General features: G+C 38.1%; 22 protein-coding genes and 1 pseudogene. 13 read left to right on the forward strand and 10 right to left on the reverse strand.

Features of this window, described 5'->3' with window-relative positions:
• Positions 1–36: 36 nt before the first annotated feature.
• Positions 37–729, reverse strand: a complete 693-nt coding sequence (locus ACIQXJ_RS16630) for a DUF2225 domain-containing protein (protein ID WP_403054986.1) — start codon at positions 727–729, stop codon at positions 37–39.
• A gap of 183 nt (positions 730–912) precedes the next feature.
• Here ACIQXJ_RS16630 and ACIQXJ_RS16635 point away from each other — a divergent pair, with 183 nt between their 5' ends.
• Positions 913–1,287 carry a HesB/IscA family protein gene (locus ACIQXJ_RS16635; RefSeq protein WP_403054984.1) on the forward strand — a complete coding sequence of 125 codons (375 nt, stop codon included), beginning with the start codon at positions 913–915 and terminating at the stop codon, positions 1,285–1,287.
• A gap of 310 nt (positions 1,288–1,597) precedes the next feature.
• On the opposite strand, the pseudogene ACIQXJ_RS16640 reads toward ACIQXJ_RS16635, so the two are convergent.
• From ACIQXJ_RS16640 to ACIQXJ_RS16655, 4 genes and pseudogenes are all read right to left on the reverse strand, one after another.
• Positions 1,598–1,834: pseudogene (locus tag ACIQXJ_RS16640) on the reverse strand (NUDIX hydrolase); the annotation flags it as partial.
• 60 nt (positions 1,835–1,894) lie between these two features.
• The gene (locus tag ACIQXJ_RS16645) at positions 1,895–2,047 is read right to left on the reverse strand and encodes an NUDIX hydrolase (RefSeq protein ID WP_403054982.1); all 153 of its coding nucleotides are present in this window, start codon (positions 2,045–2,047) and stop codon (positions 1,895–1,897) included.
• 67 nt (positions 2,048–2,114) lie between these two features.
• Positions 2,115–2,612 carry a GNAT family N-acetyltransferase gene (locus ACIQXJ_RS16650; RefSeq protein WP_403054980.1) on the reverse strand — a complete coding sequence of 166 codons (498 nt, stop codon included), beginning with the start codon at positions 2,610–2,612 and terminating at the stop codon, positions 2,115–2,117.
• Between the two features lie 288 nt (positions 2,613–2,900).
• Positions 2,901–3,392 (reverse strand): CarD family transcriptional regulator, encoded by a 492-nt coding sequence (locus ACIQXJ_RS16655; protein WP_401012646.1) that lies wholly within the window; start codon positions 3,390–3,392, stop codon positions 2,901–2,903.
• 134 nt (positions 3,393–3,526) lie between these two features.
• Here ACIQXJ_RS16655 and ACIQXJ_RS16660 point away from each other — a divergent pair, with 134 nt between their 5' ends.
• The 3 genes from ACIQXJ_RS16660 (at position 3,527) to ACIQXJ_RS16670 (ending at position 5,516) form a co-directional block, all read left to right on the forward strand.
• Positions 3,527–3,979 carry a MarR family winged helix-turn-helix transcriptional regulator gene (locus ACIQXJ_RS16660; protein WP_403055565.1) on the forward strand — a complete coding sequence of 151 codons (453 nt, stop codon included), beginning with the start codon at positions 3,527–3,529 and terminating at the stop codon, positions 3,977–3,979.
• A 566-nt stretch (positions 3,980–4,545) separates the two neighbouring features.
• A complete protein-coding gene (locus tag ACIQXJ_RS16665) occupies positions 4,546–5,043 on the forward strand; it encodes an NUDIX hydrolase (protein WP_403054978.1) in 498 nt (165 codons plus the stop codon).
• 143 nt (positions 5,044–5,186) lie between these two features.
• Positions 5,187–5,516 carry a YuiB family protein gene (locus ACIQXJ_RS16670; RefSeq protein ID WP_340822828.1) on the forward strand — a complete coding sequence of 110 codons (330 nt, stop codon included), beginning with the start codon at positions 5,187–5,189 and terminating at the stop codon, positions 5,514–5,516.
• Between the two features lie 63 nt (positions 5,517–5,579).
• Here the strand turns inward: ACIQXJ_RS16670 and ACIQXJ_RS16675 are convergent, their stop codons facing one another.
• Positions 5,580–6,101 (reverse strand): divergent PAP2 family protein, encoded by a 522-nt coding sequence (locus ACIQXJ_RS16675; RefSeq protein WP_401012645.1) that lies wholly within the window; start codon positions 6,099–6,101, stop codon positions 5,580–5,582.
• An 84-nt stretch (positions 6,102–6,185) separates the two neighbouring features.
• Between ACIQXJ_RS16675 and ACIQXJ_RS16680 the strand changes: the two genes are divergently transcribed.
• The 7 genes from ACIQXJ_RS16680 (at position 6,186) to cysI (ending at position 13,530) form a co-directional block, all read left to right on the forward strand.
• Entirely contained in the window at positions 6,186–7,694 is a 1,509-nt protein-coding gene (locus ACIQXJ_RS16680) for a leucyl aminopeptidase (protein ID WP_403054976.1), read from the forward strand.
• Positions 7,695–7,759: 65 nt separating this feature from the next.
• Positions 7,760–7,975 (forward strand): uroporphyrin-III methyltransferase, encoded by a 216-nt coding sequence (locus ACIQXJ_RS16685; RefSeq protein WP_401012641.1) that lies wholly within the window; start codon positions 7,760–7,762, stop codon positions 7,973–7,975.
• Between the two features lie 316 nt (positions 7,976–8,291).
• Entirely contained in the window at positions 8,292–9,068 is a 777-nt protein-coding gene (gene cobA, locus ACIQXJ_RS16690) for a uroporphyrinogen-III C-methyltransferase (protein ID WP_403054974.1), read from the forward strand.
• Positions 9,069–9,080: 12 nt separating this feature from the next.
• A complete protein-coding gene (locus tag ACIQXJ_RS16695; protein ID WP_403054972.1) occupies positions 9,081–9,830 on the forward strand; it encodes a sirohydrochlorin chelatase in 750 nt (249 codons plus the stop codon).
• Positions 9,830–9,979, forward strand: coding sequence for a DUF2292 domain-containing protein (locus ACIQXJ_RS16700; protein ID WP_403054970.1), 150 nt, complete (start codon positions 9,830–9,832; stop codon positions 9,977–9,979). Before ACIQXJ_RS16695 ends, ACIQXJ_RS16700 begins: the two co-directional genes overlap by 1 nt.
• Positions 9,980–10,007: 28 nt before the next feature.
• A complete protein-coding gene (locus ACIQXJ_RS16705; RefSeq protein WP_403054968.1) occupies positions 10,008–11,795 on the forward strand; it encodes an assimilatory sulfite reductase (NADPH) flavoprotein subunit in 1,788 nt (595 codons plus the stop codon).
• Between the two features lie 16 nt (positions 11,796–11,811).
• Complete coding sequence (gene cysI, locus ACIQXJ_RS16710) at positions 11,812–13,530, forward strand: assimilatory sulfite reductase (NADPH) hemoprotein subunit (RefSeq protein WP_403054966.1); 1,719 nt, start codon at positions 11,812–11,814, stop codon at positions 13,528–13,530.
• A gap of 727 nt (positions 13,531–14,257) precedes the next feature.
• Here the strand turns inward: cysI and ACIQXJ_RS16715 are convergent.
• Genes ACIQXJ_RS16715 through ACIQXJ_RS16730 form a run of 4 tightly spaced genes read right to left on the reverse strand, consistent with a single transcriptional unit; the run spans position 14,258 to position 18,126 of the window.
• Positions 14,258–15,328: a sulfate/molybdate ABC transporter ATP-binding protein gene (locus tag ACIQXJ_RS16715; protein ID WP_403054964.1), complete on the reverse strand. Its 1,071-nt coding sequence runs from the start codon at positions 15,326–15,328 to the stop codon at positions 14,258–14,260.
• 15 nt (positions 15,329–15,343) lie between these two features.
• Entirely contained in the window at positions 15,344–16,219 is an 876-nt protein-coding gene (gene cysW / locus ACIQXJ_RS16720) for a sulfate ABC transporter permease subunit CysW (RefSeq protein ID WP_340822841.1), read from the reverse strand.
• Between the two features lie 9 nt (positions 16,220–16,228).
• On the reverse strand, positions 16,229–17,062 hold the full coding sequence (gene cysT, locus ACIQXJ_RS16725; protein WP_401019699.1) for a sulfate ABC transporter permease subunit CysT: 834 nt from the start codon (positions 17,060–17,062) through the stop codon (positions 16,229–16,231).
• Positions 17,063–17,073: 11 nt separating this feature from the next.
• Positions 17,074–18,126 (reverse strand): sulfate ABC transporter substrate-binding protein, encoded by a 1,053-nt coding sequence (locus tag ACIQXJ_RS16730; RefSeq protein ID WP_403054962.1) that lies wholly within the window; start codon positions 18,124–18,126, stop codon positions 17,074–17,076.
• Positions 18,127–18,655: 529 nt separating this feature from the next.
• On the opposite strand from ACIQXJ_RS16730, the gene ACIQXJ_RS16735 reads away from it, so the two are divergent.
• Entirely contained in the window at positions 18,656–19,357 is a 702-nt protein-coding gene (locus ACIQXJ_RS16735; RefSeq protein ID WP_403054960.1) for a phosphoadenylyl-sulfate reductase, read from the forward strand.
• A 16-nt stretch (positions 19,358–19,373) separates the two neighbouring features.
• Positions 19,374–20,435, forward strand: coding sequence for a sulfate permease (locus ACIQXJ_RS16740; protein WP_403055563.1), 1,062 nt, complete (start codon positions 19,374–19,376; stop codon positions 20,433–20,435).
• Positions 20,436–20,449: the final 14 nt, after the last annotated feature.

Below are 20,449 nucleotides of genomic sequence, written 5' to 3' on the forward strand. Positions count from 1 at the left end.
GTTCTAGCTGAATAATTCAGGCTAGAACTTTTTTGTTTACACATGTCGAGCTTTTTCTTTTTCTTCGCGAATAAGAGTCCATTGCTCCTTTGCCATATCGATAATTTTTGCTTCGCCACCACTGCTTTGTTTCTCAATAACTTTAGAAAAGAAGCGTGTCGCATTTTCAACATCACCGATACGACGAGATAATTCGGCAATCATATACATAATGCGAACATCTGACATTTGAGTTGAGCTGTAATCCTCATTTGAATAAGATTCCATATAAAGATCACGTGACATTTTCATAAATCGTTGCTCTTGCCCTTCATTTTTTAATGCACGATATAGCCATGCAAGACGTAAAGTAAGGCCAGCTGTAGCAACGAATTTTTCCTTTTTAATAGTGCCGCATAAAAACGCTAATTTATAAGCTTGAATCGCTTGGAATATAGTACGTTCGCCTTTGAAATCATGATGTACCCATTTTTCTGTAATTTGCGTCTGAATAACATCCTGTACGCCAGGCGCAAAATATTTTGAAAAGTCTTCAGTAAAGGAGAAGCCACAATGCTCGCAAACGAATACGTTGTAGTAAAGAGCATTGACATCGTCCGCATAAATCGGATGAAAATCAGTTTCGGTATGATCTACTTTTATGAATTTAGAGCGTACTTTTAATGTTGGAAATTCTTTTTTACAATTAAGACATTGTACTTTCTTTTCGTAATATGGTGAAATCTCCATAATTGATACCTCTTTCATAGATGTAATTAAAACTATTATACCAATTCATATGTTTTGTACATGAATAAAAAATACTAATTAAGTGAATAAATCGGGAATTTTTGCTAATAATCTACTTGAAGCTGAATGTTTGTCATACAATAGTCAAAATTGATATGATAAGTAAGAAGGAAGGTGATTGGGATGACAAGTTTAAAACAAGTAATAGAAGTGACTGAGGCAGCAGCTTTTCATATTAATGAAATGATGGAGCATAATGAGGAGCAAGGTTCTTTTTTACGCGTAGCTGTTAATGGTGGCGGATGTAGTGGTCTATCGTATGGAATGCATTTTGATAAAGAGAAAAAAGAAGACGATTTTGAAGATGTACAATATGGTTTAACGATTCTTGTTTCCCGCGAAGATGCGCCTATTTTAATGGGAACAAAAATTGACTATAAACAATCGCTTATGGGCGGTGGCTTCACCATCGATAACCCAAATGCAATCGCATCTTGCGGCTGTGGCACAAGCTTTAAAGCGGCAAAGCGTGAAGGTACGCCTGAAGTTTGTGATTAATTAAACCTTTTGAAGTAGCATTGTTAAAAAAGGAATGTAGATACTAAGCCTTTTTAATTTGTATGTTGCAACAACATCACAAATTGGGGAGGCTTTTTTGTATGGATTTTGAAAAGAAGTGATGCACTTCTATTGGTAAAAGGACAAGGTGGAAAGAGCATTGATCTAGCGCTGTATTTTCCGAGGATATCCCGAAGTTGTAAAATTAGTGGTCGGTTTCTTCAACAATAATATTAAAATAATCTAGGTTTTTGATGATTTCAAGTGAAAGCAAGTAATCAGTCATTTTGAGTATCAGTTAATCAGCGAATTATGTAAATATAATATCTATATATGGATCAATAAAACTTCTATATATTTGTGTTAAGTCTATAGGTAAATTAGTATAAGCAAAAAATTGAAGACTTTCTGATTCCTTGTAGTCGATCTGCATTTCGCCATTAAATTCCATTGTGTAATAAACAGCTGTTACAGAATATAAATCATCACCATTTGATACTTTTAAAGAGTATTCTGATCCTGAGAAAACATTCAGTAATTTTAGGTTGTGGACTAATAATCCGGTTTCTTCGAAAACTTCTCTTTTGGCTACTTCTTCAAAACTTTCTCATAAATCCATTAAGCCCCCTGGTAAGCCCCAAGTACCATCATTTTTTTGGAGCAATAACTCATTTTTATCATTTAATATAATGACAACCGAACCTGGCAATATTATTGGTTTATGACCTACATAATGTCTAAGATATTTAAAATACTCCATGTATTAACCGCCTTTTTGAGTTGTATGCATAAACGATTCGTCTTTAAAGAGTGGGAAGTCGCTCCGTTTATAATAATAGAGACATATAATACTCATCTACATATTGATCGTTAATATATAAAGAGTGTCTTTTAACTCCTTCAATTTCAAATCCCATTTTTGTGTATAAATGAACGGCAACTTCATTTAATGCTATAACGGTTAAATCTAGTCGGTGCAATCCCACTTGTTGTGCCCATGCCATTACATGCGTAAAAAGAGCTTTTCCTATGCCTTGGCCACGACTTTCACTATGTACGCCAATTACTATATTTGCTCGATGTGCTATACGCTGAGGCTTTTCATTTTGGACAATTAAATAACCTACAATTCTTTCATCTACACATGCCACAAAAACTCCTGATTTCTCATTACTATGAGTTGCATCAATAAATTTAGCGAACTTTTCAGGATGCACTACTCTTTCTTGAGGAGAAAATAACATAAAACCAGATTCTTCTGCATTTGTCATTACACTTACTATTTTTTCACCCTCACTGGATAAGGCTTTTCTTACTTCAACCATGAATACTCCCCACCTTTTTCTAACTTTAATATGAGTGTATGATTAATTTCTTTTTTTCTACAAATAATTGTAGCACTTTAAATGATAATTCAGTATATATATGGAAAATTATTAGGGGGAATTATTGTTATATTCATATTAACTATCTGAAGTTGAGGTAAGTCTAGGGTTTTTGAATAATAAAAATGTTTGTTAGAGTAGTTTTAATTGAGGTAAATTAGTACGAAAAAAAAGAAGCCTCGATTATCTTCTTAATTGTGGGCTTCTTTATGTACCTTTAAGGAATGTTTAGCTAAGTTTAGCTAATACATCTTCATAAATTTCTTCTGAAGGTTTATCGAGTGCAATGGAAAATTCGGAAAATATAGTTTCTTGTAAAGAGTGCAATAATTTTTCTTCTTGATTTGGGAATTTTTTTTCGTTTGCCTCATATTCAAATTTTTTGCGTAGCAATGTATTTAAAAGGTTCGCCTGTTTTTGCCGATCACCTGTTTTAATAATTTCTACGTGAAATCTCATCCGATGTGTGTTTTGTTCAATCCATTCAATACCGGGAGACGTAAATGAACTTAAAATTCTAATGGCATCATCTTTTTTAATAATATCTCTAAGCTGTTTTTTTGCATTATCGATAGGAGTACGAATTGTTAATTTTGAATCGTTTAGTGGTTGTAAAACGTAGTAAGTTTTAGTAATGTCGCTAAAGGTTTGTTCACAAATATCTTCAACTGAACAAAGTCCATGTGATGAATAAATGACTACATCGCCAACATTGTACATGTATAATCCCTCCATCAAACATCATTGTCAACTTGGTTGACTAAATTAATTGTAAACAATAAAAGAACTTTTGTCAACTTAGTTGACGACTGGGTCGTTTTTTTGTATAGTAATTACGAAATTATGGAATGAAGGTGAACGAGTTGAAGGACGAATTGCAAAATCGAGATGTCATTGATTTGTTGAGCGAACGTCATGAAATACTTCGACGACTTGCTGAAGAGAAATGGAATAAATATAATACAATCCATATATCTAACTCAGAATGGCACATTTTAAGTAAAATATATAAAAACCAACCTACTATTTCAGAGGTAACGAAAGTTGTCGATTTTTCCCGTCAGGCTACACACAAATTTATTAAAAGTTTAGAAGCAAAAGGCTTGGTAGAGGTTAGCAATGCTGAGCATAGTAAAAAACACAAATTGATCCGAATGACGAATTTCGGTGAAGTTTGCTATGAACAAAACGAACGTAACAAAGCGGAAATTGAACAGCAATTGGTTCGCACAATTGGAGAAGAATCAGTAACGAAATTAAAAAATATATTACAACTTAATTGGAGTATTGAGCAGTTAGAGGCGTAAGAGCGGGTAGTTTTAAACAATGAACACCTACTATTTCTTAATTCTTCAAATTGTCGACAAAAGGAATCAAGAAGTTTATTCTTGATTCCTTTTGTCTTTTTTATTACCTATCCAGTTGATGGAGCGGAGGGCGGCGACCTCATGCGGGAAAGTACAGAACGTTAGACGCAACAAACCACGCGTAAGCGAGGGTTGCGGCTTACGTATGTGCCCACCGAAAGCGTAGTGAATTTTAACGATTTAGAGTCAGCCGATTACTAAGTGCCAGGCACTCAAACAAGGCACTCAAACAATTAGAATGCGATACTAGTTGATTGGAGCGGAAGGCGGTGACTCCTGCGTGAACAGCACAATACGTAAGTCGCAGGCACCTCCCTTGCTAGCGAGGGTTGTGGATTACGGTGTGCCCGCGGAAAGCGTCTGTCCATAGCGGAAATCAACGGTAATAGTAGTCATCTACAGTTATTTGAATTCATCTTTTTCCATCTACGCACCCTTTTTTATAAATTATTGCTTCTAAGAATAGAAATGAAAAAGCTATAATATGGACATAGAGGTGAATGGATATGAAAAAAGATCGTAGCAAAGTTTGGTTAGGCGTTGCGGGTTGCACTGTCAATGATATTGGGCAATGGCTCGTTGTAAAAAAAGCCTATAGTGGTTTAAAAGGACGATGGTCATTACCAGCTGGTTTTGTTAATGCAGGAGAAACAGTTGATGAGGCAGTTGTTCGAGAATTGAAAGAAGAAACTGGCATCGATTGTTATGTTTCGGGCTTAATCGGCTTTCGTACAGGTGTTATTCGCGGTGAAATTAGTGATAATATGGCTATTTTTTATTGCAAGATGAAGGATGAACAACAACAGCTCTTTATTCAAGAAAATGAAATATTAGAGGCCAAATGGCTGTATCCTAGTGAGCTGGCACAGGATGAAATGACATCTGTTATGTTAAAGGAAATGGTGTCTAATCAATTTGAACAGCATCAATTAGATGCAATTGATGGTATCAATCCAGGCGACGTGTTTGGTTACTCCTCCTATCGACTATTTTTTAAAAAATAATATGGTGAATAATAGCAGGTTGCTTTTACTAGAAGTTGGTTTTTTACTAAAATATGTCGAACATGCGAAATGAAGGATATGTTCATTGAAAGCACCCTCATAATCATGTAAACTAATGAGAGGAAAACGGAGGTTATACATACATGGGTGGTTCAGTTTCAATCGTGCAGTTAATCATTTCAATTGTGTTATTTTTCGTCATGTTTTTTGGTATCGGATTTCTATTGAATATGTTACTGCGGATGACTTGGTTAATGGCAGTTGTATATCCAATTGTAGTTGTCTTTATTGTTGATGATGTAAGCTTTTTAGATTATATTTTTAAACCTGGTTCAGCCTTTCCAGCGCTGTTAGATAAATTGCAAGCACTACAAGTAGTAGATATTTCGATTTTATCCGGTGGCTTTGCAGGGGCAATAGTAGCAGGAATTGTTATGATTTATTTAAGAAAAAGTGGATATCGGATGTTTTAACTTTAAAAAGACAAAATGGATATATAAAAGGAGCTGGTTCGAGGATGTGAACCAACTCTTTTTTTATTGAATGAATTGATAGGTGATGATAGCGATAAAGATGCCTGTTAATGCTCCGAAGAACACCTCGCTACGCTTATGACCAAGCAAAGTTTTCAACTCTTCCATTTTTTCTTGCCCATCCATCTGTGGCCAATCTTTAATATCACGTAGCAACGTCTGAAAATCTTTGCGAAGTTGATTTAATACAACTGCGTGTTGCCCTGCTTGGAAACGAACACCACTTGCATCATACATAACAATGAACGAAAACATTGCGGCTATCGCAAAAACAGGTGAATCCAAACCTGTTTCATACGCTATCGATGTTGTTAATCCCGTAACAGAAGCAGAGTGAGAGCTAGGCATTCCTCCTGTGGATGTAAATAGGCCCCACTTTATTTGTCTCGTCATTAAAAAGTGTATAGGAATTTTTACAAACTGTGCAAAGAGAACAGAAAAGAGGGCGACGAGTAGAGGGGTATTTTGAAGTATCGCCAAATCATCACAACCTTCACTTATAATTGCTTTTATTATAACATTCATTATTTTCTAAAAGAAGAAATAGCTAAATATTACGCGCTTTTTTGAAAGTTAGGTATAATAAGAATATTGAATGGAGGAATAATTATGCATATTGTTAAAGAAGCAAAAACATTTGAATCGATTTCTACAGAAGTATTAGTTGTAGGGGTTACAAAACATCGTGAACAAATGCAAGATTGGGCAAGTTTTTCGGCGTTTTATGGAGAATCACTAAATGTCTGGCTTAGTGCAGGTGATGTTTCGACTGAATTAAAATCTATAACTAAATTGCCATTCGTGAAGGAACATGACAATTTAAAACGTATTTTATTTGTTGGCTTAGATGAGCGTAAAAACTTAACAGAAGGTGACTTACGTGCTGCCTTTGGGTTAGTCGGTAAAGAGCTTAAAGCATTAAAAGTAAAAGACTATTCAATTTGGCTTGAATCATTTACAACAGAAGCAATAACTGTAGATGATGTTGCATTTTTAGCGGGTGAAGGAACAACGCTAGGCTATTATTCTATTCCTCATTATAAAACAACTTCAAATGAAGTAGATAAACGTATTGAAGCAGTAAATTTAGTGACTACTGCTGAGGATTTAGATGAAGTTGTGGCTAGCTTTGAAGTCGGTATCATTTATGCAGATGCAGTTAACGAAGCGCGTAGCTTAATTAATCTACCACCAAATCTATTAACTGCAACAGACTTAGCAAATTATGCACAGTCCCTTGCAATCGACTATGATTTTGAAGTGGAAATTTTAGATAAAGCACAACTTGAGGAACTAGGTATGGGCGGTATTTTAAGTGTCAATCAAGGCTCATATGAGGAACCTCGTTTAATCACGTTAAAATATAAAGCAACAGAAGACTTCGCTGATCCAATTGGTCTTGTTGGTAAAGGCGTTACGTATGATACGGGTGGTTATTCATTAAAACCTAAAGATTCTATGGTTGGTATGAAAGGCGATATGGGCGGTGCAGCAGCAGTGCTTGGTGCTATGAGAATTATCGGTGAATTACGCCCTAATAAAAACGTAGTTGCAGTTATTGGATCTACTGATAATATGGTATCTGATACAGCCTTTAAACCTGATGATGTAATTACAACGTATAGCGGTAAAACGGTTGAGATTTTAAATACTGATGCTGAAGGACGTTTAGTTTTGGCAGATGCTACTACATATGCTAAACAACAAGGAGCAACAGCACTTATCGATGTTGCTACTTTAACAGGTGGTGTTATTACAGCACTTGGCCTAGATAAAACGGGTGCACTTTCTAATGATGATGAATTCTATGCTAGTTTCATGGAAGCAGCACAAGAGACAGATGAATTTGTATGGCGTATGCCATTAACAGAAAGTGATAAAAAACGGATTCGTAAATCAGATGTTGCCGATTTGAACAACTCTCCTGGTCGCGATGGTCATATGATTTTCGGTGGTGGCTTCGTAGGCGAATTTGTTGGTGATTTACCTTGGATTCATTTAGATATTGCAGGTACATCGGATACAGTAGCCGCACATGATTTAGGACCAAAAGGTGGTACGGGTGTCATGGTGCGTACATTAGCAAACTTTGTGCAACGTTTAGGTGAAGAAAAATAGAGTAGGCAAAGGACTCGCGGGGTATGTATCTCCCTTCATACGATAGAGAAGAAGGGAGGGAGCCTATGCGAAATTTCGGAGGTTATCCAGGAGGCTTTGGTGGCGGTGGCTTCTTTTGGCCAATAGGTGCACCATTTTTTGGAGGGTTATTAGGGGGTTTTCTTGGGTCACAATTTAACCAATATCCATACTACCCGAATTATCCTAACTATCGTCCATATCCACCAGGTCCATATTACGGACCACGTAGACGACCATATCCACGGTATAGACCATACTAATTTGATTTCTATGAATGAACAAAAGCTCAGCTTGTGGCTTGACCCAAAAATAAAAAGTATGCTAGGAGTACACGCTCCTCGCATATTTTTTTTGTATTGTTAACTTTTATTGCTCTGTTTTAACGTCTAGCATTTTTAAAATGAATAAAACAACTGTTGACAGAATATACTAAATTGTTTATTATCCTTATTATATTACTAAGAATTGAAAATGGAAGCTGACTAGCAAACTAGAGGCTCTTATTATTCACAGGCATTGCTTTGCCTATGGATAGTATGAGTCTCTTTTTTTATCTATAGAAAGGAGTGACATGACATGGGGAAGGTGTACATTGTAGGAGCCGGTCCGGGCGATATTGATTTGATTACACTAAGAGGATTACGCTGCATTGAACAGGCTGATGTCATCTTATACGACAGACTGATTAATAAGGACTTATTAGCGTATGCGAAAAAAAGTGCCAAGTTGATATTTTGTGGAAAGTTACCAAATCGACATGCCATGATTCAGGATCATATTAATCATTCCCTCGTAAGCTATGCACAGCAAGGCTTTATTGTCACAAGGTTAAAAGGGGGTGACCCATTCGTTTTTGGAAGAGGTGCTGAGGAAGCAGAAGTGCTTGCAAAACATCATATACCATTTGAAATCGTACCTGGAATCACCTCGGGTATAGCCGCGCCAGCTTATGCGGGTATTCCTGTTACACATCGGGATTTAAGTTCAAGCTTTGCAATGGTCACTGGGCATATGCGAGAGGGAAAAGATGATGCTATTCAATGGGAAAGTCTTGCTAAAGGAATAGATACGCTTGCGATTTATATGGGGGTTGGAAATTTACCTTATATCCAACAGCAGTTAATGAAATACGGACGTGACGAGCAAACGCCTGTCGCACTTATTCATTGGGGAACATGTCAGCAACAAAAAACTGTCATTGGAACATTAGGGAATATTGTGGATGTGGCACAGCAAGAAAATATTCAAAATCCAAGCATGATTGTAATTGGTGAAGTGGTGACATTACGGGAAAAAATCCAATGGTTTGAGGAGACTTGTCCTGAAATGCCTTTAAAAGAAATTTCAGTATAGGGAAGTGTTTTGATGCAGGCTATTTTATATGTGGCACATGGTAGTCGTGTAAAGGCTGGTGTGGAGCAAGCAGTTGCATTTTTACAACGTGTGCAACAGGACATTGATTTACCGATTCAGGAAATTTGTTTTTTAGAGCTAGCCCAGCCAACGATTGCACAAGGTATAGAAAATTGCGTACGCCAAGGGGCTACAGCCATTGCAATCATGCCAATTCTTTTGTTAGCTGCTCAGCATGCGAAGCACGATATCCCTCAGGAGATTGAAAAGGCAAAAAAGCGATACTCAACAGTACGCTTTACATACGGAGAGCCACTTGGAGTACATGAGCTATTAATTGACACACTACAAACGCGAATTTTAGAAACAGAGCTTTATGCTAGCAATGCAAGCGTATTACTCATTGGTCGTGGCAGTAGTGATCCAGCAGTTAGAGAGGATTTAGCTAAAATTGCGTTACGATTACGTGAAAAATATGGTTATGTAGCAGTCGATACGTGCTTTTTATACGGAGCGGGTCCGAGCTTGGAAGGGTGGATAAAGCAAAGGCAACAATTCAATCATCGTGTATTTATCGTGCCGTATTTATTGTTTACTGGCATTTTACGTCAAAGTATTGCCAAGCAATTGCAAGGGTATGAGGAAAACAACATGATTTTATGTAATAGCTTGGGCTATGACGACAATGTAAGGAAAGTATTAGTAGAACGTATCGTTCAATTAGTACAACTAAATTATTTGGAGGAAGGGTGTTTTTCGTAATGGTAGATAAGAGAAAAGAAAATGTCAATCTAGCATTAGATAATGTCCAACAAATTTTAAATACAGTTAACCATGGTTCGATTACTTTAATTGTACAAAATTATTACGTTGTACAAATTGAAAAGAAAGAAAAAATAAGACTTAGATAATTTTAAATTATACGTGAGGTGGCATAGTTTGAAACTGCAAGTAATTAACAGTCCTTTTAATGAGGAGCAGGTGAAACTTTTAAATGAGCTTCTACCTAATTTAACAAGAGAACAAAAAATTTGGCTAAATGGTTACTTAAGTGCGCCACTAGCAATCATTGATACAAACGTAGTAGAAGAAGCAAAATTGTCAGTTAGCCCAACAACGAAAACAGTAACACTGTTATATGGTTCACAAACAGGAAATAGCCAAGGCTTAGCAGAAAAATATGCAGCTGCATTAAAAGCCAATGATGTTGAGGTGACAGTTACATCTTTAGCGAAGTTTAAGCCGAATAATTTAAAGAAAATAACGAATCTATTGCTCGTAGTAAGTACGCATGGTGAAGGGGAACCACCCGATCAAGCAATTCAATTTTATGAATTTTTACACAGTAAACGTGCACCCAAACTAGAGCATCTGCACTTTTCCGTATTGGCATTAGGGGATAGCTCATATGAATTTTTCTGTAAAACAGGTCAGGATTTTGACGCGCAATTTGAAAAGTTAGGCGCAACACGTATCGTTCCACGAACAGACTGTGATGTTGATTACGATGAACCGGCTGCCAAATGGTTTACGGATGTTCAACAGGCATTGATACAGCATACAGATACAGCGATTAAAACGGAGCAAATTCAAATATTAGAAGGAGATGCTACATATTCCCGTAAAAATCCGTATGATGCTGAAGTATTGGAAAATATCAATTTAAATGGTCGTGGCTCTAATAAAGAAACGCGTCATATCGAGTTATCGATTGAAGGAGCAAATTTTCATTTTCAGCCTGGAGATAGCATTGGTATTCTTCCAGAAAATGATGAAATATTAGTGCATGCATTAATAACAGCATTACAGTTTAATCCCCAGGCACAAGTAACTGTATTTGATGAAGCAATGCATTTAAAAGATGCGCTTCAAAAAAAGTTAGAAATTACGGTTTTATCAAAACCTCTTTTACAAAAAATAAGCGCATATACGGTGCATAAGGAATTTGCAAAGCTATGTGAAAGTTCTACAGCTTGGAAGGACTATGCAAGAGGAAGAGATTTACTAGATATCGCTGAAGATTTTGCTCCATTTACTTGGGATGCACAACAGTTTGTTGACCTTCTTCGCAAAATACCAGCTAGACTTTACTCCATCGCGAGTAGCCAATTGGCAAATAGTGATGAGGTCCATTTAACAATAGGAAAAGTAAGCTATGAAACGAATGACCGAGTGCGTTTTGGGGTGTGCTCCGGAAGTGTTGCAGGGCACGTCAAGATTGGGGATACATTGCCGATTTATGTTCATAAAAATCCTAACTTTAGATTGCCTGAACAAGCGGACACACCGATTATTATGATTGGCGCTGGTACAGGAGTTGCGCCGTATCGTGCATTTTTAGAGGAGCGAGAGGAATTAGGTATATCAGGAAAATCTTGGTTAATTTTTGGCGATCAGCATTTTGTGACTGATTTCCTTTATCAAACAGATTGGCAGCGTTGGCTTGCTTCAGGAACATTAGCTCAAATGGATATAGCCTTTTCTCGTGATACAGATAAAAAAATATATGTCCAACATAAAATCGAGGAAAAGGCACAAGCATTTTATGAATGGCTTGAGCAAGGGGCTATTATTTACGTATGTGGCGATGAAAAATCGATGGCAGCTGATGTTGATCAAACAATTCGTCAAATTATTGAGCAGCAAGGAAACAAAACACCTGAGGAAGCGAAAGCTTATATCAATGATTTGAAACAGCAAAAGCGCTACCAACGTGACGTTTATTAGTAAAGGAGCGAAAAAGATGACTGGAAAAATTATTTTACCTCCACAACCGGGGACACCTAGTGATGTAGAGCGTATTAAAAGCGATAGTAATTACTTACGTGGGACACTTGAACGGACTATGAACGATCCATTAAGCTCAGGAATTCCTGAGGATGACAATAGATTAATGAAATTTCACGGAAGTTACTTACAGGATGACAGAGATTTGCGAAATGAACGGCAACGTCAAAAACTAGAACCAGCGTACCAGTTTATGGTGAGAGTAAGAACACCTGGTGGGGCTGCAACACCTGCACAGTGGCTTGTGATGGATGAGATGGCTAGAAAATATGGCAATGGTTCATTAAAATTAACGACACGTCAGGCATTTCAAGTACATGGCATATTAAAATGGAATGTTAAAAAATATATGCAAGAAATTAATGACGTACTGTTGGATTCACTCGCTGCATGTGGAGATGTGAATCGAAATGTGATGTGTAATGTCAATCCGAACCAATCGGCGTTACACGAGGAAATTTACAATTGGTCAGCAAAGTTAAGTGAGCATTTATTGCCAAGAACACGTGCCTATCACGAGCTATGGCTTGATGGCGAAAAAGTAGTAGATAGCCAAGAGGAAGAAATCGAGCCTATTTACGGTGCACAATATTTACCGCGTAAATTTAAAATTGGGATGGCAATTCCACCAAGCAATGATGTCGATGTTTATTCCCAAGATATTGGTTTTATCGCGATTATTGAAGAAGACCAGCTAGTAGGCTTTAACGTAGCTGTTGGAGGAGGTATGGGGATGTCACATGGTGACCATGAAACATATCCACAGCTTGCTCGTATTATTGGTTTTATTACACCTGATAAATTGCTTGAAACGGCGGAGAAAATTATTACGATTCAGCGTGATTATGGTAATCGTTCAGTTCGTAAAAATGCACGTTTTAAATATACCATTGATGCGCGAGGACTCGACTGGTTTAAAGCAGAATTACATCGTCGTTTAGGATGGGAACTGCAAGAGGAGCGTCCATTTACATTTGAACGTACTGGTGATGAATTTGGATGGATTAAAGGTGCTGATGGCAAATGGCATTACACAATATTTATTCAAAATGGGCGTATTAAAGATTTTGAGGATTACGAGCTGTTAACTGGTTTACGAGAAATTGCCAAAGTGCATACTGGAGATTTTCGTTTAACACCAAATCAAAACTTAATGATTAGTAATGTATCGCAACAGAAGAAGAAGCAAATAGCTACGCTTATTGAGCAGTATAAGCTTACAGATGGCGCGCATTACTCAGCACTGCGCCGCAATTCAATTGCTTGTGTATCGTTACCTACTTGTGGTTTAGCAATGGCAGAGGCAGAGCGCTATTTACCTTCACTCATTACGAAAATTGATACGATTATTGATGAAGCAGGTTTACATGACACTGAAATTGTTATTCGTATGTCTGGTTGTCCAAATGGCTGCTCACGTGCAGCAATGGGCGAAATAGGCTTTATCGGCAAAGGTCCAGGAAAGTACAATATGTATCTTGGCGCTAGCTTTACAGGTAATCGTTTGAATAAAATTTATCGTGAAAATATAGGGGAAGAAGAAATTTTAGCGGAGTTACGTCCAATTCTTTTGCATTTTGCAAAGGACCGTATAGAGGGTGAGCATTTCGGAGACTTTGTTATTCGTGCGGGCTATGTAACAGCAGTCTTTGATGGACGAGAATTTCATAACTAAAATATATGGAATGTAGAAAAAGTGTTAGATTGACTGCCATCAATCTAACACTTTTTATGCTGTGTCGTTGTTGTACGCTACGGCGGTGCTTTCCGCGGGCACACCGTAAGCCGCAACCCACGCTAACGCGCAGCTTGTTGCGTCTTACGTTGCGTGCGTTCCCGCAGGAGTCACCGCCTTCGCTACCAACAACTAGTACTCTCTGCTAATTTATTTCTTCCAAAAGAAAGAATTGCTGATCCCAGACCATCTACCACTTTTTAGCTATGCCGTTGTTGTCCGCTACGGCGGTGCTTTCCGCGGGCACACCGTAAGCCGCAACCCACGCTAACGCGCGGCTTGTTGCGTCTTACGTTGCGTGCGTTCCCGCAGGAGTCACTGCCTTCGCTACCAACAACTAGTACTCTCTGCTAAGTTATTTCTTCCAAAAGAAAGAATTGCTGATCCCAGACCATCTACCACTTTTTAGCTATGCCGTTGTTGTCCGCTACGGCGGTGCTTTCCGCGGGCACACCGTAAGCCGCAACCCACGCTAACGCGCGGCTTGTTGCGTCTTACGTTGCGTGCGTTCCCGCAGGAGTCACTGCCTTCGCTACCAACAACTAGTACTCTCTGCTAATTTATTATTCTTTCAAAAGTAAGAATTGATAATTTTTAACATAATTGAATAGCAATAGTTAGTGAATAGCTTTGTATCTTTTTATAAAATTTGAGTGAGCCTTGTTTTTTAAATAGAAAAATCTTCTGGAATAAATACTTTTAATTGTTTTGGTCGTACAAATACATTGTCGCCTACTTTTAGTTGAAGATTTGTAAACTGATCTTTTGTCAGCTCTGCCTCTAAAAATTCATCAATATCAAGACGGCGCAGTTCAATTTGTACAATTGGTCCTAGCAAATGTATGTGGCTTATTTGAGCAGGAACAGTGCCTGACACCGCTGTTTTTTCAATTTGTATATCGTGTGGTCGAACGTAGCCTACAGCATCATCCTGCGTATGAGCATGCGTGTCTGGCACATCAATGGCAAATTCTCCATGTGTCAGCTTTCCGTTATGTAAACGCCCTTTGAAGAGGTTGACATTACCTAAGAAATCATAGACAAATGGACTTTTAGGGTGGGTGTAAACTTCATCTGGACTGCCAATTTGCTCAATTTTACCGTTGTTCATCACGACAATTCGATCAGCCACATCAAGCGCTTCCTCTTGGTCATGCGTCACAAAAATACTCGTTATTTGAAAATCATCATGTAGCTTTCGCAACCAACGCCGTAATTCCTTACGCACTTTAGCATCAAGTGCACCGAATGGTTCATCTAATAAAAGTACTTTAGGTTCGACAGCGAGAGCGCGAGCGAGTGCGACACGTTGACGTTGTCCACCAGATAGCTGAGTTGGATAACGATCCGAGAAATTTTCTAGTTTAACAAGTCGTAGTAATGTCATTACTTTATCGGTTATTTCTGCTTTGGATGGTCTTGTTTTACGTGGCCGTACTTTCAGCCCATAAGCTACATTATCAAAAACAGTCATATGGCGAAAAAGCGCATAATGTTGGAAAACAAAGCCTACATTACGTTCCTTTGGATGACGATTAGTAATCATTTGGCCGTCAAATAAAATTTCGCCAACATCGGAGGCTTCTAGTCCTGCAATCACACGTAGTAATGACGTTTTGCCAGAGCCAGAAGGACCGAGCAGTGCTACCAATTCACCAGATTGGATATCGATGGATACATCTTGTAGTGCTTGAAAGGAACCAAATTTCTTTGATACATTTTGTATTTGTATACTCAAGCAAGTATACCCCCTTTAAACTGATTTTGATTTCCAAGCAACAATATCTTTTATAATAAGCGTAATAATGGCTAGCACACTCATCAATGACGCAACAGCAAAGGCTGCTGAAAATTGATATTCATTGTATAAAATTTCGATATGAAGCGGCATTGTATTCGTCATGCCACGAATATGACCTGATACAACAGAAACAGCTCCGAATTCGCCAATTGCACGAGCATTACATAAAATCAAACCATAAAATAATCCCCATTTAATATTTGGTAATGTGACATACCAAAAGGTTTTAAAGCCATTAGCGCCGAGAGAAATAGAGGCTTCTTCTTCCGATGTCCCTTGTGCCTGCATTAATGGCACGAGCTCTCTTGCTACAAAGGGCAATGTGACAAAAATGGTAGCAAGCACAATGCCCGGCAAAGCAAAAACGATCTTAATATCATTGGCAAATAGCCAGTTCCCAAACAGACCTTGTGCACCGAATAGCAATATAAAAACTAAACCTGCGATAACTGGTGACACAGCAAAAGGTAGGTCAATCACTGTAAGTAATAGATTTTTTCCCTTGTAGTTAAATTTCGTTAGTGTCCAAGCTGCCATAATGCCGAAGATTGCATTTAAAGGAACTGCGATTGCCACTACTGTTAAGGTTAGTTTTATAGCAGCTAATGCATCTGGATGAGTAATTGCGTCAAAATAGACGTCTGCTCCTTTTTGAAAGGCTGTTATAAAAATTGATACGAGAGGAAGAACGATAAAACATGCTAAAAAAGCAAGCGCAATAAATGTTAATACATAACGAACAATGCGAGGCTCCTGTAGGGCAGCGGGCTTTGCCGTTGCAATGTGTGATTCAGGAGCAATAGGTTCGATTACCGTAGACTGATCCATAAATACCTCCTAATGTACAAAGCGACGATTTGCCAGCCACTGTATTAAATTAATGGTGAACAATAAGACAAATGATGTAATCAGCATGACGGCAGCAATAGACGTAGCGCCTGCATAGTCATATTGTTCAAGCTTTGTCATAATGATTAACGGTGTAATTTCCGTCTTCATCGGCATATTCCCAGCAATAAAGACAACTGATCCATATTCCCCTAGGGCACGTGCAAAGGCTAACGAAAAGCCTGTTAAAATGGCAGGTGCTAGTTCAGGGAAAATAATTTTTATGACTGTTTGGAGCCTTGTTGCTCCAAGACTTGCTGAGGCTTCTTCGACTTCAGTACTAATGTTTTGTAAAACAGGTTGCACAGTGCGCACTACAAAAGGAAGTCCAATAAAGGTTAGTGCAATAATGATACCAAGTGGTGTAAAAGCGATTTTAAAATCGAAAAATTGACCGATCCAACCATTCGGGGCATAAAGAGATGTTAAAGCAATTCCTGCTACTGCTGTAGGTAAAGCAAATGGTAAATCTACAAGACCGTCAATGATGCGCTTAAACGGAAAATGGTAACGCACGAGTACCCAAGCGATAATGGTGCCAAAGACAACATTAAGTAAACCAGCAGCTAGTGCTGTGCCGAAACTGAGCTTATAGGAGGCAACTGCACGAGGATCGGTTATAATTGTCACGAATTCAGCCCAACTCAAGGACATCGTCTGAATAAAAATCATTGCTAAAGGCAAGAGCACAAGCAAACTAACGTATAGCATTGTATAACCAAGAGAAAGATGGAAGCCGGGAATAACACGTGCCGGCTTCTTTTTTAATGTTAGGCTACTCATCATATGCCTCCTTATTGTGGAACGTAAATTTCATCGAACGTGCCACCGTCTTTAAAATGCTTCGACTGTGCTTCTGCCCAACCGCCAAAGTCTTCAATTGAAATGAGCTCAAGCTTTGGAAATTGATCTTGGTATTTTGCTAATATTTCTTCATTGCGTGGTCGATAGTAGTTTTTTGCAGCAATTTCTTGCCCAATATCGCTATATAAATGTTGTAAGTATGCTTCTGCCACTTCGCGCGTCCCTTTTTTATCTACAATTTTGTCAACAATTGCAACAGGAGGCTCTGCTAAAATACTCAATGAAGGTGTAACGATTTCAAATTCATCTTCCCCTAATTCATTGCGTGATAAATAAGCTTCATTTTCCCAAGCAATTAACACATCACCTATTTTTCGTTCAACAAACGTCGTCGTTGCGCCGCGAGCCCCAGAATCAAGTACCTCTACATTGCTATACAACGCCTTCATGAAATCCTTTATTTGCTTCTCGTCATTGTTATACAACTTTGCAGCAAATCCCCAGGCAGCTAAGTAATTCCAACGTGCACCGCCTGAAGTTTTTGGGTTTGGTGTGATGACTGATACATCATCTTTTGTTAAATCACTCCAGTCTTCTATAGCTTTTGGATTGCCTTTTCGTACTAAAAAAACAATTGTAGAAGTGTAGGGTGTAGAATTATTTTCAAATTCAGTTTGCCAGTCTTTGTTTAGCAGATCGCGAGCTTGGGCGATTTCATCAATATCATAGGCGAGTGCTAGTGTCACAACATCGGCCTCTTGACCATCAATGACCGCTCGCCCTTGTTTACCCGAGCCACCATGCGATTGATGAATCTTCACATCTTGACCTGTTTCGTCTTTCCACTTTGCGATAAAGTCTTTATTAAATTCATCATAAAGCTCCCGCGTTGGATCATAAGAAACATTTAGTAGCTCAACTGACTTTTTTGTGTCTTCCGTACTTGTATCGTTGTCTGTGGATGTGCTATTACATCCTGTTAACATTAAAGTTAAGCCAGATAAGAGTACAAATGATTGAAAAATATGCTTTCTTTTTTTCATCAAAAATCTCCCCTTTTTTCTCAAAAGAACACAAAAGACCATCTCTCAAAAAACGTGTACAAACACATTTTGAGTAGATGGCCTTCAGATCCTCTGATCAGCATTTTTGTTATTAATTAGCTTAGTACCACATTAAACATATATTTCCTATTAGTCAACAAGGAATTATGAAAAAAATTCTTTTTTTCAGATAATTAGCTGTTGTGCAGACGGTGAGTAGCAAAAGACAAATTATTTGAATAAAATTATTTGTAAATGCTGAGCGTGACATTCAAATGGGAGATAAAATGATACTGCTGAAATAAGTTTAGTTTTTTTATAAAACCTAGTTGACTGCTAGGTGTAATTTAGTATATATTTGGTAATAAGAAGTATGATTGCTAAATGAGGTACAAGATTACTAGTTTACAATCATCCATAAAAGCTGGCTAGTCAAACTAGAGGCGTTTTAACGAAGGCACAATGCAATTGTTGTGTCTGTTGTTAAAACGCCTTTTGCTATATCCGAAAATGTTTCGAGGGGGATTACATGTTAACGTATGCAACTTGGCAGGAGCCAACGGTTAATTTTGGAGTGGATGAATCCTTTAAAGGTGCAGTAGAGGTTTTACAATGGAGCTATGCACAATATGGCGATAACATCGTTTATGCCTGTAGCTTTGGTATAGAGGGAATCGTATTAATCGATCTTATCTCAAAGGTTAAGCCAAACGCTACTATCGTTTTTTTAGACACAGATGTCCATTTTAAAGAAACATATGAAACGATTGAACGCGTAAAGCAAAAATATCCACAGCTCAATATAATTTTGCAGAAACCTAAGCTTACACTTGATGAACAAAAGGCTCAATATGGAGATGAATTATGGAAGTCCAATCCTAATAAGTGCTGCGATATTCGAAAAATTAAGCCATTACATGAGGCATTATCAGGAGCTACAGCTTGGATTTCAGGTTTGCGCAGGGAACAATCCCCGACACGACAGCAGACGAATTTTATCAATCGTGATGATAAATTTAAGTCGATTAAAATTTGTCCGCTCATTCATTGGTCGTGGAAAGATGTATGGCGTTATGTTTCAAAGCATGATTTAACTTACAATCCGTTACACGATCAAGGCTATCCGAGCATTGGCTGTGAACACTGTACACAACCAGCCTTTACAATGGATGACCTACGCGCAGGCAGATGGCAAGGATCTGCTAAAACTGAATGTGGGCTACATGAATAGGGGCGTTTAAATTATGCTGGAATATATTGCAATAGCCATTAGTTTATTTTTTGCAATGAATATTGGTGCAAGTGGAGCAGCCGCTTCAATGGGTGTAGCCTACGGAGCGGGGGCAATTAAAAAAGCTTGGCATGCACTACTAATTTGTGCAGTAGGGGTTTTTGCAGGCGCGATTCTAGGTGGTGGGGAAGTTGTAAAGACAATAAGCTCAGGAATTATGCCACAAGAGTATATTACGGTGAAAATCGTCATGATTATATTAATTTCTGCCACAAGCTCATTGTTTCTTGCCAATCTATTAGGCATTCCATTATCGACAAGTGAAGTAACCGTAGGGGCAGTAGTCGGTGTAGGAATTGCCTATCGCGTGCTCTATGTCAAATCATTGCTTGTCATTATGTCCTTTTGGGTAATCGTTCCTCTAATAGCATTTGTCATTGCACTTGTATTTGGTAAGGTACTAAATAAATTTCAAGGAAAGGGATTATTAGCAAACCATCCGTTGTTAACAGTGCTACTCGTGCTTGCAGGGTTTTTTGAAGCCTTCTCAGCAGGTATGAACAATGTTGCTAATGCAGTTGGCCCACTTGTTGGTGCTGGGATGATAACTGTCTCAAATGGCATTTGGCTTGGGGGTGCATTTGTTGCTATAGGAGCGATGCTATTAGGAAAACGTGTACTCGAAACGAATGGGAAAAAAATTGTACGTTTTGAGAAAGCTGAGGGCATTCTAATTTCAAGTACAGGTGCATTGCTTGTCGGAATCAGTTCGCTGTTTGGATTACCCGTTCCGTTAACTCAAGTAACGTCCTCTTCTATCATAGGTATAGGAATGGCGAAAAGCGGAAAACAAATTTTTCATAAACATATCGTCAAAAAAATTATGTGTATTTGGATTGTTTCACCTATTTTTTCATTAGCGATTTCTTATAGTCTCATTCAGTTATTTATGAAGAAAGATTTATATGCGATTGTAATAATGGGAAGCGTCATAATCGGAACGCTTGGTGCAATTAGTTTAATGAGAACAATGCGTGAAGAGGAACGGTCAATTTACGATGCAGGTGAAGGCATTTAACTATAAAACATACT

The sequence above is a fragment of the Lysinibacillus sp. NPDC097868 genome, assembly GCF_044761135.1.
GTDB lineage: Bacteria > Bacillota > Bacilli > Bacillales_A > Planococcaceae > Lysinibacillus.

What these genes read in the sequence shown, in the direction of transcription:
- ACIQXJ_RS16680 (WP_403054976.1), top strand. Translation starts at nt 6,186, where the DNA reads ATGCATATTGTTAAAGAAGCAAAAACATTTGAATCGATTTCTACAGAA.
- ACIQXJ_RS16670 (WP_340822828.1), top strand. Translation starts at nt 5,187, where the DNA reads ATGGGTGGTTCAGTTTCAATCGTGCAGTTAATCATTTCAATTGTGTTA.
- ACIQXJ_RS16675 (WP_401012645.1), bottom strand. Translation starts at nt 6,101, where the DNA reads ATGAATGTTATAATAAAAGCAATTATAAGTGAAGGTTGTGATGATTTG.
- ACIQXJ_RS16635 (WP_403054984.1), top strand. Translation starts at nt 913, where the DNA reads ATGACAAGTTTAAAACAAGTAATAGAAGTGACTGAGGCAGCAGCTTTT.
- ACIQXJ_RS16645 (WP_403054982.1), bottom strand. Translation starts at nt 2,047, where the DNA reads ATGGAGTATTTTAAATATCTTAGACATTATGTAGGTCATAAACCAATA.
- ACIQXJ_RS16655 (WP_401012646.1), bottom strand. Translation starts at nt 3,392, where the DNA reads ATGTACAATGTTGGCGATGTAGTCATTTATTCATCACATGGACTTTGT.
- ACIQXJ_RS16735 (WP_403054960.1), top strand. Translation starts at nt 18,656, where the DNA reads ATGTTAACGTATGCAACTTGGCAGGAGCCAACGGTTAATTTTGGAGTG.
- ACIQXJ_RS16700 (WP_403054970.1), top strand. Translation starts at nt 9,830, where the DNA reads ATGGTAGATAAGAGAAAAGAAAATGTCAATCTAGCATTAGATAATGTC.
- cobA (WP_403054974.1), top strand. Translation starts at nt 8,292, where the DNA reads ATGGGGAAGGTGTACATTGTAGGAGCCGGTCCGGGCGATATTGATTTG.
- ACIQXJ_RS16650 (WP_403054980.1), bottom strand. Translation starts at nt 2,612, where the DNA reads ATGGTTGAAGTAAGAAAAGCCTTATCCAGTGAGGGTGAAAAAATAGTA.
- ACIQXJ_RS16630 (WP_403054986.1), bottom strand. Translation starts at nt 729, where the DNA reads ATGGAGATTTCACCATATTACGAAAAGAAAGTACAATGTCTTAATTGT.
- cysT (WP_401019699.1), bottom strand. Translation starts at nt 17,062, where the DNA reads ATGAGTAGCCTAACATTAAAAAAGAAGCCGGCACGTGTTATTCCCGGC.
- cysI (WP_403054966.1), top strand. Translation starts at nt 11,812, where the DNA reads ATGACTGGAAAAATTATTTTACCTCCACAACCGGGGACACCTAGTGAT.
- ACIQXJ_RS16665 (WP_403054978.1), top strand. Translation starts at nt 4,546, where the DNA reads ATGAAAAAAGATCGTAGCAAAGTTTGGTTAGGCGTTGCGGGTTGCACT.
- ACIQXJ_RS16695 (WP_403054972.1), top strand. Translation starts at nt 9,081, where the DNA reads ATGCAGGCTATTTTATATGTGGCACATGGTAGTCGTGTAAAGGCTGGT.
- ACIQXJ_RS16730 (WP_403054962.1), bottom strand. Translation starts at nt 18,126, where the DNA reads ATGAAAAAAAGAAAGCATATTTTTCAATCATTTGTACTCTTATCTGGC.
- cysW (WP_340822841.1), bottom strand. Translation starts at nt 16,219, where the DNA reads ATGGATCAGTCTACGGTAATCGAACCTATTGCTCCTGAATCACACATT.
- ACIQXJ_RS16685 (WP_401012641.1), top strand. Translation starts at nt 7,760, where the DNA reads ATGCGAAATTTCGGAGGTTATCCAGGAGGCTTTGGTGGCGGTGGCTTC.